At 52.8% G+C, this 15,614-nt stretch carries 14 protein-coding genes; 7 read left to right on the top strand and 7 right to left on the bottom strand.

What is annotated here, in order from left to right; genetic code table 11:
• Positions 1-90 precede the first annotated feature (90 nt).
• The 3 genes from K5Y30_RS17550 to map all read left to right on the top strand — a co-directional run bounded on the left by K5Y30_RS17550 (position 91) and on the right by map (position 1,413).
• On the top strand, positions 91-276 hold the full coding sequence (locus K5Y30_RS17550) for a general stress protein (protein ID WP_101761305.1): 186 nt from the start codon (positions 91-93) through the stop codon (positions 274-276).
• A 112-nt stretch (positions 277-388) separates the two neighbouring features.
• On the top strand, positions 389-631 hold the full coding sequence (locus K5Y30_RS17545; protein WP_008106304.1) for a ParD-like family protein: 243 nt from the start codon (positions 389-391) through the stop codon (positions 629-631).
• Positions 631-1,413 carry a type I methionyl aminopeptidase gene (gene map, locus K5Y30_RS17540; RefSeq protein ID WP_222212479.1) on the top strand — a complete coding sequence of 261 codons (783 nt, stop codon included), beginning with the start codon at positions 631-633 and terminating at the stop codon, positions 1,411-1,413. The genes K5Y30_RS17545 and map overlap by 1 nt, the downstream gene beginning before the upstream one ends.
• A gap of 43 nt (positions 1,414-1,456) precedes the next feature.
• Here the strand turns inward: map and K5Y30_RS17535 are convergent, their stop codons facing one another.
• Complete coding sequence (locus K5Y30_RS17535) at positions 1,457-3,022, bottom strand: methyl-accepting chemotaxis protein (protein ID WP_222183018.1); 1,566 nt, start codon at positions 3,020-3,022, stop codon at positions 1,457-1,459.
• Between the two features lie 429 nt (positions 3,023-3,451).
• Entirely contained in the window at positions 3,452-3,946 is a 495-nt protein-coding gene (locus tag K5Y30_RS17530; protein WP_222183016.1) for a DUF892 family protein, read from the bottom strand.
• Positions 3,947-4,371: 425 nt separating this feature from the next.
• Here K5Y30_RS17530 and K5Y30_RS17525 point away from each other — a divergent pair, with 425 nt between their 5' ends.
• The 3 genes from K5Y30_RS17525 (at position 4,372) to K5Y30_RS17515 (ending at position 6,406) form a co-directional block, all read left to right on the top strand.
• Positions 4,372-4,575 (top strand): general stress protein, encoded by a 204-nt coding sequence (locus K5Y30_RS17525; protein ID WP_064740224.1) that lies wholly within the window; start codon positions 4,372-4,374, stop codon positions 4,573-4,575.
• 549 nt (positions 4,576-5,124) lie between these two features.
• Positions 5,125-5,547 (top strand): hydroxyisourate hydrolase, encoded by a 423-nt coding sequence (gene uraH / locus K5Y30_RS17520; RefSeq protein ID WP_110867159.1) that lies wholly within the window; start codon positions 5,125-5,127, stop codon positions 5,545-5,547.
• Positions 5,548-5,695: 148 nt separating this feature from the next.
• Positions 5,696-6,406, top strand: coding sequence for a hypothetical protein (locus K5Y30_RS17515; protein WP_222212477.1), 711 nt, complete (start codon positions 5,696-5,698; stop codon positions 6,404-6,406).
• Positions 6,407-6,508: 102 nt separating this feature from the next.
• Here K5Y30_RS17515 and ftrA read toward each other — a convergent pair whose 3' ends face one another.
• Complete coding sequence (ftrA, locus tag K5Y30_RS17510; protein ID WP_222212475.1) at positions 6,509-7,513, bottom strand: transcriptional regulator FtrA; 1,005 nt, start codon at positions 7,511-7,513, stop codon at positions 6,509-6,511.
• A gap of 116 nt (positions 7,514-7,629) precedes the next feature.
• Here ftrA and K5Y30_RS17505 point away from each other — a divergent pair, with 116 nt between their 5' ends.
• Complete coding sequence (locus tag K5Y30_RS17505) at positions 7,630-9,096, top strand: MFS transporter (RefSeq protein WP_222212473.1); 1,467 nt, start codon at positions 7,630-7,632, stop codon at positions 9,094-9,096.
• On the opposite strand, the gene K5Y30_RS17500 is transcribed toward K5Y30_RS17505, so the two are convergent.
• From K5Y30_RS17500 to K5Y30_RS17485, 4 genes are all read right to left on the bottom strand, one after another.
• Complete coding sequence (locus K5Y30_RS17500) at positions 9,097-9,645, bottom strand: pyridoxamine 5'-phosphate oxidase family protein (RefSeq protein ID WP_222212471.1); 549 nt, start codon at positions 9,643-9,645, stop codon at positions 9,097-9,099.
• Positions 9,646-9,673: 28 nt separating this feature from the next.
• On the bottom strand, positions 9,674-10,249 hold the full coding sequence (locus tag K5Y30_RS17495; protein WP_222183009.1) for a TetR/AcrR family transcriptional regulator: 576 nt from the start codon (positions 10,247-10,249) through the stop codon (positions 9,674-9,676).
• Entirely contained in the window at positions 10,246-10,839 is a 594-nt protein-coding gene (locus K5Y30_RS17490) for an NAD(P)H-dependent oxidoreductase (RefSeq protein WP_222183007.1), read from the bottom strand. Before K5Y30_RS17490 ends, K5Y30_RS17495 begins: the two co-directional genes overlap by 4 nt.
• Positions 10,840-10,971: 132 nt before the next feature.
• On the bottom strand, positions 10,972-15,537 hold the full coding sequence (locus tag K5Y30_RS17485; RefSeq protein ID WP_255606692.1) for an autotransporter outer membrane beta-barrel domain-containing protein: 4,566 nt from the start codon (positions 15,535-15,537) through the stop codon (positions 10,972-10,974).
• Positions 15,538-15,614 lie beyond the last annotated feature (77 nt).

The raw sequence follows: 15,614 nt of genomic DNA, 5'->3' as shown, positions 1-15,614 counted from the left end.
ACGGCCTGGCTTTAACGCAACGGCGAACTAAAATTGCAGCGTGACTAGCTAGTCCTCAAATCTAACGGAACATTGATAAGAGGTCTTCCTATGAACAAACAGAGCTACAGAGGCGGCGCAGGGAATTTTGCTAACGATCCAGAACGTGCGAAAGAAGCTGGCAAGGCGGGAGGCAAAGCCAGTGGAGGCAACTTCAGAAACGATCCTGAACGCGCCGTTGAAGCGGGACGGAAAGGAGGCAAAATAAGTCGTCGTCCTCCAACGAAGTCTGAGTAAGGCGCCTTAGGATTTTGTCCGCCATGGATTGGCTTCACCCCCTTTTTGCATATCCCAGCCTAAAACGTTAACCTATATACATATCACATACGATTCATATATAGGTTGCACCATGGGCATCGTAAAAATCTCTGACTTAATGCATGAGAATCTGCGCATCGCCAGCACGGCGATGAGCCGTTCCATCAACGCGCAGGCGGAACACTGGATGAAGATCGGCATGCTGGCCGAGATTTATCCGTCACTCAATCATCAGGAATTGACGCGCTTGCTGATGCGCGTTGAACGCGACAGCGGCGCGGATTTAGCGCAACTGCTCGACCATCCTTTATTCACCTCGCAGGGAATCGCGTAATGAGCATCAAACTGCACACCGCTGAAGAGATCGAAATGGCGCGTGCCGCCGGACACGCCGCCGCTAAAGTGCTGGAGATCATCACGCCGTACGTCAAACCGGGCGTCACCACCGATGAACTGGACGCGATTTGTCATGATTACGTGGTAAACGTGTTGAAAGTCATTCCAGCGAATATCGGCTATCACGGTTACAGCAAAACCACCTGTACGTCAGTGAATCACGTGGTGTGTCACGGCATTCCGGGCGAGAAAAAGCTTAAGGATGGCGACATCGTCAACATAGACGTCGGCATCATTAAAGATGGCTGGTACGGCGACACCAGCCGCATGTATTACGTTGGCCAGCCGTCGGTGCGCGCCAAACGTTTGGTGGATATCACCTACGAATCGATGGTGGCAGGTATCAAAGTGGTAAAACCGGGCGCGACCTTAGGCGATATCGGGGCGGCCATTCAGCAGGTAGCGGAAAAAGCCGGTTTCTCGGTGGTGCGCGAATATTGCGGTCACGGCGTAGGCGAGGTGTATCACGGCGATCCGCAGATTCTGCATTACGGCACGTCAGGCGCGGGATTGGCGCTTCAGGCGGGCATGATTTTCACTATCGAACCGATGATCAACGCGGGTAAAGCCGGCACCAGCGTACTGTCCGATGGCTGGACGGTGGTCACCAAAGACCGCTCGCTGTCAGCGCAGTGGGAACACACCATCGCCGTGACCGAAACCGGCTTTGATTTGTTGACGCCGTGGCCAGAAGGTACCGGCGAATATACGGCAATTTAAAAAAAGATCCAGAACGCATATGCCGTTCTGGATCACACTCGCATTAAGCGGTTTGACGCAGCGTAAACACGCTTACGCTATTCACCATATTCGCCGCCTGCTCGCTCAGCATCGCCGACGCCGCCAGCGATTGTTCCACCAGCGACGCATTCTGCTGCGTGGTGATATCAATCTGGCTAATCGCGGTGTTGATTTGGCTGATGCCGTCGGCCTGCTCGCTGCTGGCCTGATTGATCTGCACCAGCAACTCTTTCATCTCAGCCACGTTCGACATCATGCCGTTCATCAATTTATTGGCATCCGTCACCATATCGCGCCCATCGGCAATACGCGTGGACGACTCCTCAATCAAATTACGGATTTCATGCGATGAGGTGGCGGTTTTCTGCGCCAGCGCGCGGACTTCCTGCGCCACCACGGCAAAACCGCGACCATGTTCACCCGCGCGTGCGGCTTCTACCGCAGCATTGAGCGCCAGAATATTGGTCTGGAAAGCAATGGAATCGATCAGGTTGATGATCTCTGCCATGCGGCTGGCAGAATCATTGATTTCGGCCATTTTGCTGGCGACGTTGTCCATCATGCTGGCATTACGTCCTACCGTGGTTTCCGCCTTAGCGGAGAGATCGGCGGCAACGTGGGTATTATTACGCGTGTTGCTAATGGTGGCACTGAACTCCTCCACCGAGGCCGCCGTTTGCTCTACCGAGCTGGCCTGCTCTTCCGTACGCGCCGCGAGATCGTTGGTGCCCGACATGATTTCGCTGGCGCCGCCGGAAATCTGTTCTGCGCTAATGCGAATATGACTGACAATATCCGACATCTTTTCCTGCATCTGCTGGATGGCGTTAATTAACTGCCCCATTTCATCCTTTCGCTGTTCATGAAAATCAGAACTGAGATCGCCATCCGCCACTCGACCAAGAAAGGCGATCACTTTTTTCAATGGCACTGTAATCGAGCGAATAATAATCCAGCCAATAAATGCTGAAAGTAAAATAGCCACTACAAAAATAATCAGCATGGAAATTTTAGTTTTGCCGTATGACGCCATAAAATTATTATAGGAGCCATCCATTTGCTGCTCTTGCAGGGTAATAAACCCCTCAACCTCATCGATATAATTTCTTTGCGCTAATGCAAGCGTAGAAAAATAGAAATTCACTGCTTTCGTTACATCACTATTCACTAAATCGAAGAATACATTTCGCTCTTTAAGGAATTCAGATCGCTTCACTTCCACACGCTTGAGAAATGCGATTGATTCATCATCGGTAGCCAGCTTATTTAACTGCTTATAGGTTTCGGTAATTTTCTTCGAGGCATCCTGAAGATTGCTCTGAATCGTTGTCCGGCGTTGCGCATCAATCGGGCTCAGCAGCAGCGCCTGCTGCTGCACCGTTACGTTGATCTCATCAATTAATCGGTTGCCCAATGCAATAGTGGGATAATCGTCTTTCATCATGCCGTTAACGCCGGTTTCAGCTAAGAACAGCGAATTTAATCCGAGTAACGCCACTAAAAGTAGCATCGCGATATTGAGCATAGAGGATATTGTAAGTTTGGTTCGCAACTTTACATTACGTGAAAATCTTTGAACTACGTCCATTTAGAAACCTCAATGATTTTGATTGAAAAGTAGTGAAGACAATAATGTTGTTTTAAAAAACAGAAGAGGCTACGGGCGTTAATCGGCAGCATCTCTGCTGTTATCGTCAGCAATTTCATTAACATTAGAGACGATGATTGATAGGGTCACATTTCAAATATCAGACGCGGAGTGTTATTTTGCTGAAATCGATTTCATTGATCAGTTCCATTTACTGATAGGGAATAACATAAAATTCTAAGCCTGGTTTTTTTACTTAATTTAGAATAAAGGTTCTCGCCAAACTAACAAATAGCAAAGAATGATCCTGATTTCATTGGTTGCAGCAATTTGACTAAGAGAAAACAGTTAGTTTCTCTGTAGCGTTTAACCTGCAAGCCAAACTGAGCGGTCAGCAGAGCAAGGCTGCCGACCACTTATAGTTATCCGTCAGACTGCGGCTACTGCGCTATGCAAAATGGCCTCATTCGCCACGTCCGGCAGCTGATGAAGAAGCCAATCTGCCATCTGGATTTCATGTTGCAGGATCAGCTGGAAAGTCTTAATCCCTTTGCTGTCCGCCGCCTGCTGCGCTGCGGCCAGTAATGCGGTGTACGTTGCCACTTTATAGTTACAGAATACGTAGCTGCTCACTGCAATGCGCACGCCCTCTTCATTGCGCAACATATCGCTCGCGGCTTGCCCAACGATCGACAAACGTCCTAACGCGTCTTTCAGCGCTGACCAGTTACTGTCGTAGCGTTTCAAAACGTCTTTCACCCACTGCTGCTGTTCAGCGGTTTGTTGTGCATATTGCTTCATACGTGCCTGCAACAGCGGGAACTCCTCCAGCCGCAGCGTAGCTGCCTGCAGCAAAGGCTCTGCATGTTTTTCCATCGCATGCGCATCGCGCAACCAATCCAGATATACAAATTCCTTGGTCATCAATTTGCTCCGGTAGTGAGAAGAACATCGACAGTTAGCTGCCTGATGGGTATGACATCAGCTCATTTAGGCTAATTGAGCAAAATAAGCGAAGCGTTAATTTAGGCTAAACAAGAAGATTAATTAAACGTAGCAAGCAAGCGTCAAGCTGCAAGTAATGTGCGCAAGAATTGCGATTGAGGTTATAAGTAAATGCGCTTACCGCTTCGCTTATTATCTGGCTAGAGAAGCTTTCTTTTTAATGTTAAAAATCTTAAGCAACTAACTAATGGTAGTTACATTTAGAGAGAAGTGAAAATTTAACTGGAAGTAACATAAGCAAGCCTCTTAGAATTAAGACTTACGAGAAACCCAGGCTTGAAACTGGAAAAAATGGCACTACATTTATTTTGCATCATGTTGGTATTTATAAAAGAGGAGAACCAATGACGGACGCTAAGAAGCTACCCGATGAGGAAGAAAAAAAGCCGCAACGTCGTGGTGGTGCAGGCAACTTCGCAGAGAACAAGGAACGCGCGGCTGAAGCCGGGCGCAAAGGTGGTCAGGCTAGCAGCGGTAACTTCAAAAACGACCCGGAGCGCGCCATTGAAGCAGGAAGAAAAGGAGGGAAAATCAGCCGACGCAAATAACATTCTTCCCAAAAGAATAATCATCTAACATCATTTTACTTCTGCACAACACTCTCCTGATACTGTATTTACGCTTCGCTTAAATACAGATTTATCCATGTCAGGAGGGTTATTTCCAGCTAAAAACCCAAATAATTGATTATTTCTTGATCAACTTCAATTTATTTACCGCTTCGCTTATTCTGGCTTTACCCTTCGCTTATTAACCGCAAAATTATATTTGTACAGGCTATTTAAACTGGTACAACTTTTAGAGAAAAATCCTGACAGATGACTCAGAATAATCGGAGGTGGATTAGCGTAGCTGCCGCTCACTGATAATTAAATTAACCGCCATTCGTACTGAGGGAGTGACAACAACAATCACCTGCATTCCATATGCTCGCCCTTCATGGCAACCAGGTTTGCATCAATGCCCGCTAAGATGTCAGCACGTGGTCGATTGCTCGTCAGATCTCAGAAATTTCACATTTAGTCTTATCAATTATGATTTTGTTGTCGAAGCATCCAGGATTGCAGCACATTCACCTGCTTAAAAAGGATATTTTAATGAAAACTCTCTTTACCTCAGCCAGCGCCATCCTGATTGCGACCAGCCTGTCAGCGGGAGCAGCACAACCGGCAGCACCAAAAAATCCGCTCAGCGTACATGTTTTGAACCTGCAAACAGGCTCGCCGACAGCGGGTATTGAGGTTGAACTCGATCAGAAACAGAATAATAACTGGGTGAAATTAGCCAGCGGCAAAACCGACAGCAACGGCAGAATTAGCGCGCTATTCCCGGAAGATAAAACCGCCAGCGCAGGCAGCTATCGCGTGGTGTTTAAAACCGGTGACTATTACAAAATGAACAACCAGAAAACCTTCTTCCCGGAAATTCCGGTCGAGTTCAATATGGAAAGCAACGGCGAGCACTACCATATTCCGCTGCTGTTGAGTCCGTTTGGTTATTCGACTTATCGCGGTAACTAATCACATAACCCAATAATGCGCACATAGTTGCGCATTATTTCACCTCATCAAACCTCTTCTACTGGCTGAAATTTCATTATCCGTAAAGTTTTATGCCTCGGTGCCGATGCTGCATTTAACCAAGGACTAACGACTTTATGGAATGAAAATGCCACAGAAGTTTTCCCTCGCTTTGCTAGCAATGGCTTTATTAATCACCGGCTGCGCTAACAAGCCTCTACCACCCAGTTCAAAAATCGTGCAGTCGCAGACGGTTATTTCCGCTAATCATTCGCAGATAACGCTTGAGGCCGAAGAGAAACTCGAAACTGATTTCAGTCGACCGTCGGATCTCCAGTTACGTTATATCACGCAAGGCGACACCACTAAGGTCGTGGCGCTTAAAACGCTGCAGTCTGTAGCGATGATGTTTACCGGCGGTGGCACGATACCCAGTTTCACTAAGGATGAACTGCGCGGCACTCAAGTAGGCGGTTTAATGAATCCTTCTCTACCTTATTTGATGCCGCGAATTGCTGAAATACTCAAAGTCGAGATTGATAAACATCCGACAAAACAATATCGGGACCCGGTGACGATTACGCCTGTAACCTGGATGTTGGTATATAAAAATCTGGCCGGCGGCGACGATAATTATCAGTTGCATTTAAGTACCACTATTCGCCGCGTTGGCAAGGGTGAAGGTGGTTCTTATGTCTCACAAGACATTGACTGTGGGGATGACCCAACGGTGAAGGAATATACACTTGAACAGTGGCAGGCTAATAGCTACGCCAAAGTGACCGAGGAAACGCAGAAAATGCTGGAACATTGCGTGGACAAATTTACTGGCGCGGCGCGTCTGTATTTGGTCATTTAAGGTAATAATCCACAGGCTTATTGGTTAATCCTGAATCGGTCGCCATGAATAGCGACCCTACAGGTTTTCGTAGGGTGCGCATTCATACGCACCAGGCCGAAACTATTGCGTTATCCCTCTTTCACTAAATGCTTTGCGCCAGTTGGTCGGCGTGGTATTCAGCCGCTGCCTGAAGTGATGGCGTAAGGTTTCTGGCGATCCAAATCCCGCCTGCTCGGCAACCTGATCAATGCTCAGCTTGCCGCTCTCCAGCAGCGCGCAGGCTTTTTCCAGCCGCACGCTTAACATCCATTCTCCCGGCGTGGTGCCGGTGGCGTCATGGAAACGGCGTAAAAAAGTGCGGCGGCTCATACCGGCTTGCCTGGCGAGTTGATCTATCACCAGCGGCGTATTGAGGTGATTGCGTAAATCATCGAGCAACGGCGAGAGATTTTTTGCCGCACGCTGCGGCACCGGCTGCTGAACCAACTGCGCCTGATTGCCTTCGCGCAGCGGCGGCGTCACCATGCGACGCGCGGTGCGGTTTGCCACTTCAATACCATAATCACGGCGGATCAGATGCAGGCACAAATCCACGCCCGCTGCGCCACCCGCTGACGTAATGATGCTGCCCTCATCAACATAAATCATACCGTGCTCAACCTGCACCTGCGGGAAGCGTTGCGCCAGAATCTCGGTGCTGTTCCAGTGTGCGGTAGCGCGCTTACCATTTAGCAATCCGGCAGCGCCCAACACGAAACTGCCTGCACAGATCGAAACAATACGCGTGCCGTTGCGATGGGCTTTTTGTAACGCGGCGATAAGCTGATCCGATGCCGGTTCATGTACGCTGCGCCAGCCGGGAATTACGATGGTGCCCGCTTCTTCCAGCAGCTCAAGTCCGCCGTCGACCACCAGCCGCACGCCACCTTGCGCGCCGAATACGCCCTCTTCCACCGACGCCACGCTCAAATCATACAAAGGCTGGCCGAACACTTCGTCGGCGCGCCCGAAAGCCTCAACGGCGATGCCGAACTCAAAGGTACACAGACATTCATACGCCAGCAAAACCAGCCGGCGGTTGAACGGTGCAGGCGAATGGCCATGAAGCGGAGCAATCATTTGCATTAAAGGTCACCGGAGAAATTGGCACGATCTTGACGATATATGGCATGCAGGCAGATTTCCACCTTCACGCCAATCTTTCATGCTGGCACGCTCTTAACGTATCGCAGGGATTGAGTATGAAGAACATGTTGGCGCTGATGGCGGTTTGTCTGGCCGCATTAATGTCGGGACTGGAGATATCCAGCGTACCGGTGATTTTGCCGGTGCTGGAAAGGGAGATGCACGCCAACTTCCGCGAACTGCAGTGGATCATGAACGCCTACACGCTGGCCTGCACCGCGGTGTTAATGGCCACCGGCACGCTGGCCGACACCTATGGACGCAAGCGCATCTTCATCATCAGCATTATCGCCTTCGGCGTGACATCGGTGATGTGCGGAATGGCGGGCAATGCGCTGTGGCTGATTGTCGGACGTTTACTGCAAGGATTAAGCGGCGGCGCGATGTTAACCTGCCTGATTGCGATTCTGTCGTTCCAGTTTCCCCAGGGCAAAGCGCGCAGCCGTGCGTTCGCCGCGTGGGGCATTACCTTTGGCTTTGGGTTGGGATTCGGCCCCATCATCGGCGGCATGCTGGTCGCCTGGTTTAGCTGGCAATGGGTGTTTTTGGTACACGGATTTATCGCGTTGCTGACGCTGATCCTCGCGCTGAAAAATGTGGTGGAATCGCGCGATGCTGAAGCCAAAAAGCTCGATCTCAGCGGCCTGATCACCTTATCGCTCAGCGTGGTCGGCGCAACCTATCTCATCACGCAGGGCAGCAGCCTCGGCTGGAACAGCATCGCGGCACAGCTGATTTTGCTGGCTATGCTGCTGAGCGCGCTACTGTTTGTATGGATTGAGAAGCGCCATCCACACCCGATGTTTGATTTCTCCGTGTTCCGTATCCGCGCCTTTTCCGGGGCATTAATGGGCTCGATTGGCATGAACTTCAGCTTCTGGCCGCTGATGATTTATTTGCCGGTCTATTATCAAAGCGGCCTTGGCTACAGCAGCATGGCAACCGGTTTGGCGCTGCTGGCTTACACTTTACCAACCTTACTGATGCCGCCGCTGGGCGAGAAACTGGTGGTGCGCTTTGGCGCGGCGCGCATGATTCCGCTGGGATTATGCACCATTGGCGCGGGCTTCATGTTGATGAAGTTCGCCGTGGCGCAGCAGATGAGTTTACTGCCGGGCGCGCTGCTCGCTGGAATGGCGCTCGGATTGACCAACACGCCAGTGACCAACACCACAACCGGATCGGTGCCGGGGAATCGCGTTGGCATGGCGTCGGGCATTGATATCAGCGCGCGCCTGATTACGCTTGCCATCAATATCGCGCTGATGGGCAGTTTGCTGGTGGCGGGCATCGCGGCGAGTCTGCAACGCATTATGCCGGGACAAAGTGATGTGCATGCGCTGGCCGAGCGCATCGCCGGCGGCGGCGAGGTTTCACTGACCCACGATATTGCCGCGCACGTGCTGACCGACGGTTTTTCCGGCGTGCTGTTGTATGGCGCAGCAGGCGTGTGGGGATTGGCGCTGGCGAGTTATCTGCTGTTTAACGTCCGTCGCAAGGCGCAGCAACAATGCACGCCTTAGCTACGGATGCACCCTTTTGCCGCTGGCAAGCACGCCGTCGGTGGTGTAATTCAGCAACGCTCTTTGATTGTTGTCCCGTGCCAGCAGGCACCAATCCAGTTGGGTAATTCGGATTAGCAAGACGCCGAAATTATCCTCCGCGTGACCGACATCGTTGGATTGGTGGTCAATGTCACTTCCCGGCGCAGGGCCAGTATAGGTTTGCTGCGTCCGGCGCGATAATCGTTGCCACGCCGCTTTAGCTACTGCGCTGTGCGCGGCGTGCAGCTCAACCGTTCCCTGCAGCCGCAGCTGGGTTTTCGCGCTGTAACCCAAAACCGTAACCTCTGGATTACCCGCCAGCGCCTGCCATTTCGGGCTGCGCATATCGGTGTGCAACTCCAGCGTGCGTTTGACGCTATCAACCGCGCGCAGCACCAGCGTCCTTGACTGCGGCTTGCCTTGTTGATCAACCGACGCGAGCGTTAGGAAGTGAAAACCGGCATCGGGATCGCTTGCGCCGGTTTCCAGTTGTTGCCAGCAATCGCTATCAATCTCGCGTAATGACATCTATTGTTCCTGTTGGCTGGATGAAAGGTTACTGGTGACGTTCCACCAGCGCCAGAATCAGCGCCTGAAGTTCGGCTAATCCTTGCTGCTGGCTGATGTCACCGCACACCACCGCATTGGAAATCGCATCGGCGGCGCCTAACATTCCCCACATGCTGGCTTGCGGCAACGTTGCCTCCGCAAACCAGCTGCGGAATTTTTCAATGAAATCGAGCTGATATTTACGTTTCACTTCCGCCAGTTCCGGCGTGCTATCGAGCGCCGACAGCACATCGGGAATTTCACGTCCCTGCGTTAACACGCAATCGACGTAACTCGACGCCACCACATCAGCGCGCTCAATCAAGCTGGAGCCTGCGGCATGCATCGCCGCCTCGATAATCGTGTTCTGGCGCAGATCAAAATCTTCATACAGCGCCGCAAGCAGACCGTGGCGCGTGCCAAAATGATCGTAGACCACCGGTTTACTGACGCCCGCTTCTTCCGCCACGCGTCCTAACGTCAGCGCATCGCTGCCCTGCGTGCGCACCAGATTCCATGCCACGCCAATCAGTTGCTGACGACGAGCCTGATGTGACATGCGCTGGCGAGTGGGTTGATTCATGCCATTTCCTTCACGTCAAAAAGTCGCTGTCCGAGTTGGTTTGCCAGCGTGTAATGCGCGTCGGGATAATGTTCATCGGTTGGCAGCAGCAATTCGCTGGTCACCACCGGCGCGCCGCAATAGCCAAAAATCCCCTCATCGATCTGCGTGCGCATGCTGCTGAAATAGCCACGACGCACATAGGTGCGCTGACTCGCCGCGCCCAGCGCCAGCAAATGCACCTGCAAATGGCCGAGCTTTTTCACCACGGTTTGGCCGTCATCATCGTACGCCCAACCTTGGGTGAAAACGCGATCGATCCAACCCTTCAGCTGCGCCGGGAACGACCACCAGTAAATCGGGTAAACCAGCACCAGCGCATCGGCACGATCCAGCCGCTGCTGCTCGGCTACGACGTCGGCGGGCGACGGTGCGACACTTTTGAACTGATCGAAATCGGCCTGATTGAAGCGCGGATCGAACTGCTCCGCCGCCAGATCGGCAATTTCATAGCTGTGGCCACCAGCAGCAATTCCTTGTGCCACCTGCGAGACGATGTGGTGCGTGTGTGAATGTGGGTCCGGATGAGCAGTAACGATCAGAGCATGCATAGCGACAACCTACCAATGGTAAGCTACTAGTAGTAACTTACCATTGGTAGGTTGTCAATTTTACCGCGTTCACAACAGGTAAAAAAGCCCGCCGTCAACTAAACCGGCGGGCTTGTGAGGGTAACCGTTTTATCAAAACACCCAGCGTATGCCCGCGTTGTAATTCCAGCCGTGCACGCCGTTGCCGTCGATCTCTTTGCGGTAATTGGCTTCGGCATACAGCGAGACATTGTTGGTGAAAGCCGCATTGCCGCCGATGCCGGCATCCCACATCTGGCCGAACTTGCCGCTGTTAAAGCTCTCGCTGACCTCGCTGTTGCTGGCACCGACATTCACTTTCGCCGTGCCGCCCCAACCGCGATAGTAGTTAGTGCGTAGATACGGCGTATATTGCCCGCTGCCATTATCGTTCCAGGTCCGCGCCAGACGTGCGCCGACGCGGCCAATGGTTTGGTCATAATCGTCGTAAGAGACTTGGGTTTGATCGCCGTCGGTGAAGTCATCCATCTTCAAATGTAGATGCAGCAGTTGCGCTTGCGGTTCAAGACGAATGCCGTTCGCCAGCTGGAACGGATAACCACTCTCCAGCGATGCGGTCCAGCCTTTGCCTTTCAGCTTCGCCACCTCTTTCTGTCGCGCGATATCAGTGTCGCCACGATGCCAATCGAGTGAAAGCGCGCCATCCAGATAGAAGCCACTTTCGCGCTGCCAGGTGCCGTAAATCGCCAGGCTGTCGCTGTCGAAATCGGTTGAGCTGTAACCATCAGCGGCATTCGGTCGGATGCGTGCATTGCCGCGCGTATAAGCCAGGCCGCCGCTCAGACTATCTTGCTCGCCGTCCAACCGCAGTAGATTGCCGCCGAACTGCACCGCGCTGTAATCGAGGTCAAAGTCGTAACCGTAATGCGCGGTATCAAGGTTAGTTTTGTACTTCTGGTTGGAGCCGGAATAACGGATGAACATCTCCGCTGATCCGTCTGGATTTTGCCTCAATTCGCCCAAGCGTTGATGCAAATCACCAATGGTTGCCAGGGTGTAGTAAGCCAATCCGACCGGCGCCGAAATGTAGGAAGGAAGCTGTGGAATTACCGCCGGGCGCACCACGCCGCTGCCTGCTGTCTGCGGCTGGCAAGCGGAACCCTCTTCACAAACGTAGTTATTGGCCAGACGATAATCCCAGGTTGTATTGCCATTCTCGGGAGCAAAGCTGTAAAGCCCGTATTGCCACGGCCCTGCGGCGACATAACCCCGTTGCAGCGCAAAGCTATTGGCGCTGGCGCTACCAGTAACCTGCACCAGAGAAACGCCTTCATTGGCGGAGATCACGCCATCTCGATTGCTATCCGCCAGCGTGGCAGCACTCAGCGCATCATTGATAAAGGTAGTGCCGGTCACGTTGCCGTTAACGCGTAACGTGTCGCTTTGCGCGCCCTGCGTACGCAACGCCAGCTTGCCGCCCGCCGACGCCAAATCACCGTTGATGGTCAACGTGTTGCCCGCCGCGCCGCTGCCGTTGGTGAGATTCAACGTACCGGCGTTATTCACCACCAACGAATCGTCAGTCTCGCCCGACAAAACCGGATTGACCTGATCGCCGACAAACAGCGTTGAGCCGCTATCCACGTTGATGGTGCTGTGTGCCAGTTTGAGATTATCGGTAAGGGTAAATTGCGTGTTGTAGAAGTTGATGGTGCTCCAGCCTGCGCCGAGGTTAACACCGCGCGCCAGATCATCGTTGCTGAACGAACCCCCGCGCGCGTTAATCTCACTAAAGTTCAGCGTGCTGCCGCTGCCGCCTGCGGTAGTGATGTGACGCGTGTTTGCCAGACTGACGTTGGCGATCGAAGCCACATTGTTAACACCGGTTCCCATCGTCACGCTGCCGTCAATGGTTCCGCCGGTGAGTTCGACCACGTCGGTGCCGTTGCCGGTGTTCACATCGCCCACCACGTTGCCATCGACCAATGCAATCTGGTCATTGGTAGCACCACCCGCGACCACTACCGTTTCCGGGTAAGGCGCGGTGACGTTGCCTTCATTGATAAATACGGAGTTGCCGCCACGCAGATCGATAATTGGCGAAACCAGGCTGAGCGAAACGATGGTGCCGCGGTTGATCACCTCGCTGGCGGTGCTGGTGACAATCGCCGAGCCGCCATCGGAACTGTTAACGATGATGTTACCGTTGGCGATCACCCGCCCGGTGGTGTTGGCGCGCACGCCGGTTGCCGGGCCATAGACAAAGAAGCTGTAACCTTGTGGGATGATCAAATCGTTGCTGGTGGTAGAACCATCTTCTTTACTAAACACATAACCCGTCGCGCCTGCGCCACTGACCGTACCGAGCATGTAACCATTAGGATCGAATGAGGTCGCGGAGCGAATTAACGTGCCGCCATCGGTGTTCATCCCGACATCTTGCAGCGAAATATTGCTGGTTTCCGCGAGGTTGTTCAGAACGGTGCCGCCGCCGGAATTGTACAGTCCGATGTTGCTGGCGGTTAACGACGCTGCGCCTTTATCCAGCAGGATGGTGTCTGCGCCAGTATTGGCGTTGATGGTGCTGTAGTAAAAATTCGGCCCGGCGGTATCACCATTAATCGTTAGCCCGCCGTTATTGCCAACGCGCACCGCAGCGATACCACCCGCACTCAATCCGCTGTGATCGGTCCAATAAACGGTATTGCCTTCGGCGGTATCCAGCGCGACGCCCGAGGCTATGTTGGTGCTGGATCCATCAAAGATATTTCCACCGCCGCGAATACGCACACCGATGCTGTTTGGCCCGCTAAGATTTATGGTGCCACGCGGCGTGGACTGATAGATCACACCGTCGCGGATATCAAAGGCAGTGGCGTTGGTTCCGTTGCCGGTGATAGGCGCGACATTGGCGAAGAATCCGCCTTGCCCGGTGCCCGCAATGGTATTGTTGCCGTTCAGCTCAATCGGGTTGGTGATGGTCACGTCTGCACCCTCCGAGCTCTGAACCGCAATCGCCCCTTCGCCATTAACGTGATAGCTGTCGGTGCCGTACAAGGTAGTGCCGTAAAGTCGTGAACCGGCACCTGAAGCGACAATGCCGCGTGTGTTGGCGCCGCTCAACGTCACATCGGCAGCCACCACCGGATTGAAGATCACGCCGTCACTCAGGCGATACAGCGCCGAACCTGGCGTGGAGACATCATAACTGCCGCCGTTGCTATCGATGTGCGCATAGTTGGTGGCTTGATAACCGGTTTGATTCGGCGCGTAGAAATGCAGCGAACTGGCATCGCTGATGGTTAATCGGGCGTCGTCACGCACATCAACGCCAACCGCATTTTCGTCATACAGATTTATTCTGCCATTCTGGGCAAAATTGGCCTGGCTGCCAGAAACGGCAACGCCCGTCGCGCCCTTGCCTGTGACATTAATGGTGCCGTTATTCTCACCGCTGGCATCCTCGAGACGGATGCCGGTGCTGTTAATCGCGGTATTGATCACGCCATTATTGGTGAAGCGGCTGCCACCGTTGGCATACACGCCAGTGCCGCCCGCGCCAACCGTCGAAGCATCAACGCCGCTGCCATCGGCATTATTGAAAAAGCCGCTGTTTATGACGCCGTTGTTAATGCCGGTGCTACCGTTCCACAGTTCCAGTGCGTTGCTGCCAACGCTGGCCAGTTTGCCGTCAATCACCGCCGTCCCGCCGTTGCTGGCGCGCATCGCCGCGCTGCTGGCATTTACCACTTCCAGTATGCCGCTGCTACCAATGGTTGACCTGGCATTGGGGCCATCAGCACTTAACACAATGCGTTCGCCAATCGGCTGCGTCACTTCGTCGTAGTATTCATCGGCATCGATCACATAGGCGATGACATCGCTGCGCAAGGAGAGCGCTTTATTAAACTCGCTGCTGTAGCTATCGGCGGCCAGATTGCCGTTTTGCAATTGCTCAATCAGCCAATTGTTGTAACTCTGCAAGCTGCTGACGTTGGAAACGTTGAATGAAGTGGTGGCGTTGTCCAGGGTGGTAACGCTAAACGCGCCGCGCCACGAGACCACATTGTCGAACCATTGCCCCAGTTGATAGGTGTAAGGCGTGTAGGAACCAAAAAAGGAGATGCGATTGGCGGAGTTCCAGTTCATGGTGCCGCTGCCGCTGGCGGTAAATAATTCGCTCTGTTTCGCTGCCATCGACCAGCCGTTGGTGCTGGCGGTGGTTGCTGCGCCCTTCTGCCCGATATCAACATTGATGGTGCCATTGCTGACCTGCGCTACCCGCGCGTTGATATATTGCCCATTATTAACGTTATAAAAATTCGGCAAGGTATTGGTTTCAATGGCGCTAATCGCGGCGGAATTATATACCTGCACGCTATTATTACCGCTGCCATTAGCGTCCGGCACGTTAATCACATAATTCTGCGCGCCCAGATCGACGCGAACTGAATCTTGCCAGGAATACGAAATAATTCTGCCGCTGCTGAGCAACTGTCCGATGGATATGGTGCCACCGCCGTCCTGACCGGGCGCAAACCGCTGATTACCGCTTAATGTTTGAGTAGAGCCATTACAAATACAAAACACTCCAGCGCGGTTGTCATTTAATTCCGGTGTAAAGGGCTGAAGCGTCGCCGCCCAAACTGGCGAAGCCGGATTAAATACACCGTAAGCGGCAACAAGGCTAATAAACAGCGGATGCAATCGAAACATCATCGTTCACTCCAGAGAAGCGTGCAACGCTGCCGCGATGCGTAAAGACATCGCCAGCAATGGGTTAGGCTAATATTAAT

The sequence above is a fragment of the Pantoea sp. DY-5 genome, from assembly GCF_019795955.1.
Classification (GTDB): Bacteria; Pseudomonadota; Gammaproteobacteria; order Enterobacterales; family Enterobacteriaceae; genus Pantoea; species Pantoea leporis.
Note: the sequence above shows the minus strand (reverse complement) of the source record. Positions and strands in the feature narration are given on the sequence as shown.

Bases quoted from the DNA above. Each gene is read 5' to 3' on its own strand.
- K5Y30_RS17515 (WP_222212477.1), top strand. From the start codon at position 5,696: ATGCCACAGAAGTTTTCCCTCGCTTTGCTAGCAATGGCTTTATTAATC.
- K5Y30_RS17545 (WP_008106304.1), top strand. From the start codon at position 389: ATGGGCATCGTAAAAATCTCTGACTTAATGCATGAGAATCTGCGCATC.
- uraH (WP_110867159.1), top strand. From the start codon at position 5,125: ATGAAAACTCTCTTTACCTCAGCCAGCGCCATCCTGATTGCGACCAGC.
- K5Y30_RS17550 (WP_101761305.1), top strand. From the start codon at position 91: ATGAACAAACAGAGCTACAGAGGCGGCGCAGGGAATTTTGCTAACGAT.
- K5Y30_RS17500 (WP_222212471.1), bottom strand. From the start codon at position 9,645: ATGTCATTACGCGAGATTGATAGCGATTGCTGGCAACAACTGGAAACC.
- K5Y30_RS17490 (WP_222183007.1), bottom strand. From the start codon at position 10,839: ATGCATGCTCTGATCGTTACTGCTCATCCGGACCCACATTCACACACG.
- K5Y30_RS17535 (WP_222183018.1), bottom strand. From the start codon at position 3,022: ATGGACGTAGTTCAAAGATTTTCACGTAATGTAAAGTTGCGAACCAAA.
- K5Y30_RS17525 (WP_064740224.1), top strand. From the start codon at position 4,372: ATGACGGACGCTAAGAAGCTACCCGATGAGGAAGAAAAAAAGCCGCAA.
- map (WP_222212479.1), top strand. From the start codon at position 631: ATGAGCATCAAACTGCACACCGCTGAAGAGATCGAAATGGCGCGTGCC.
- ftrA (WP_222212475.1), bottom strand. From the start codon at position 7,513: ATGCAAATGATTGCTCCGCTTCATGGCCATTCGCCTGCACCGTTCAAC.
- K5Y30_RS17485 (WP_255606692.1), bottom strand. From the start codon at position 15,537: ATGATGTTTCGATTGCATCCGCTGTTTATTAGCCTTGTTGCCGCTTAC.
- K5Y30_RS17495 (WP_222183009.1), bottom strand. From the start codon at position 10,249: ATGAATCAACCCACTCGCCAGCGCATGTCACATCAGGCTCGTCGTCAG.
- K5Y30_RS17530 (WP_222183016.1), bottom strand. From the start codon at position 3,946: ATGACCAAGGAATTTGTATATCTGGATTGGTTGCGCGATGCGCATGCG.
- K5Y30_RS17505 (WP_222212473.1), top strand. From the start codon at position 7,630: ATGAAGAACATGTTGGCGCTGATGGCGGTTTGTCTGGCCGCATTAATG.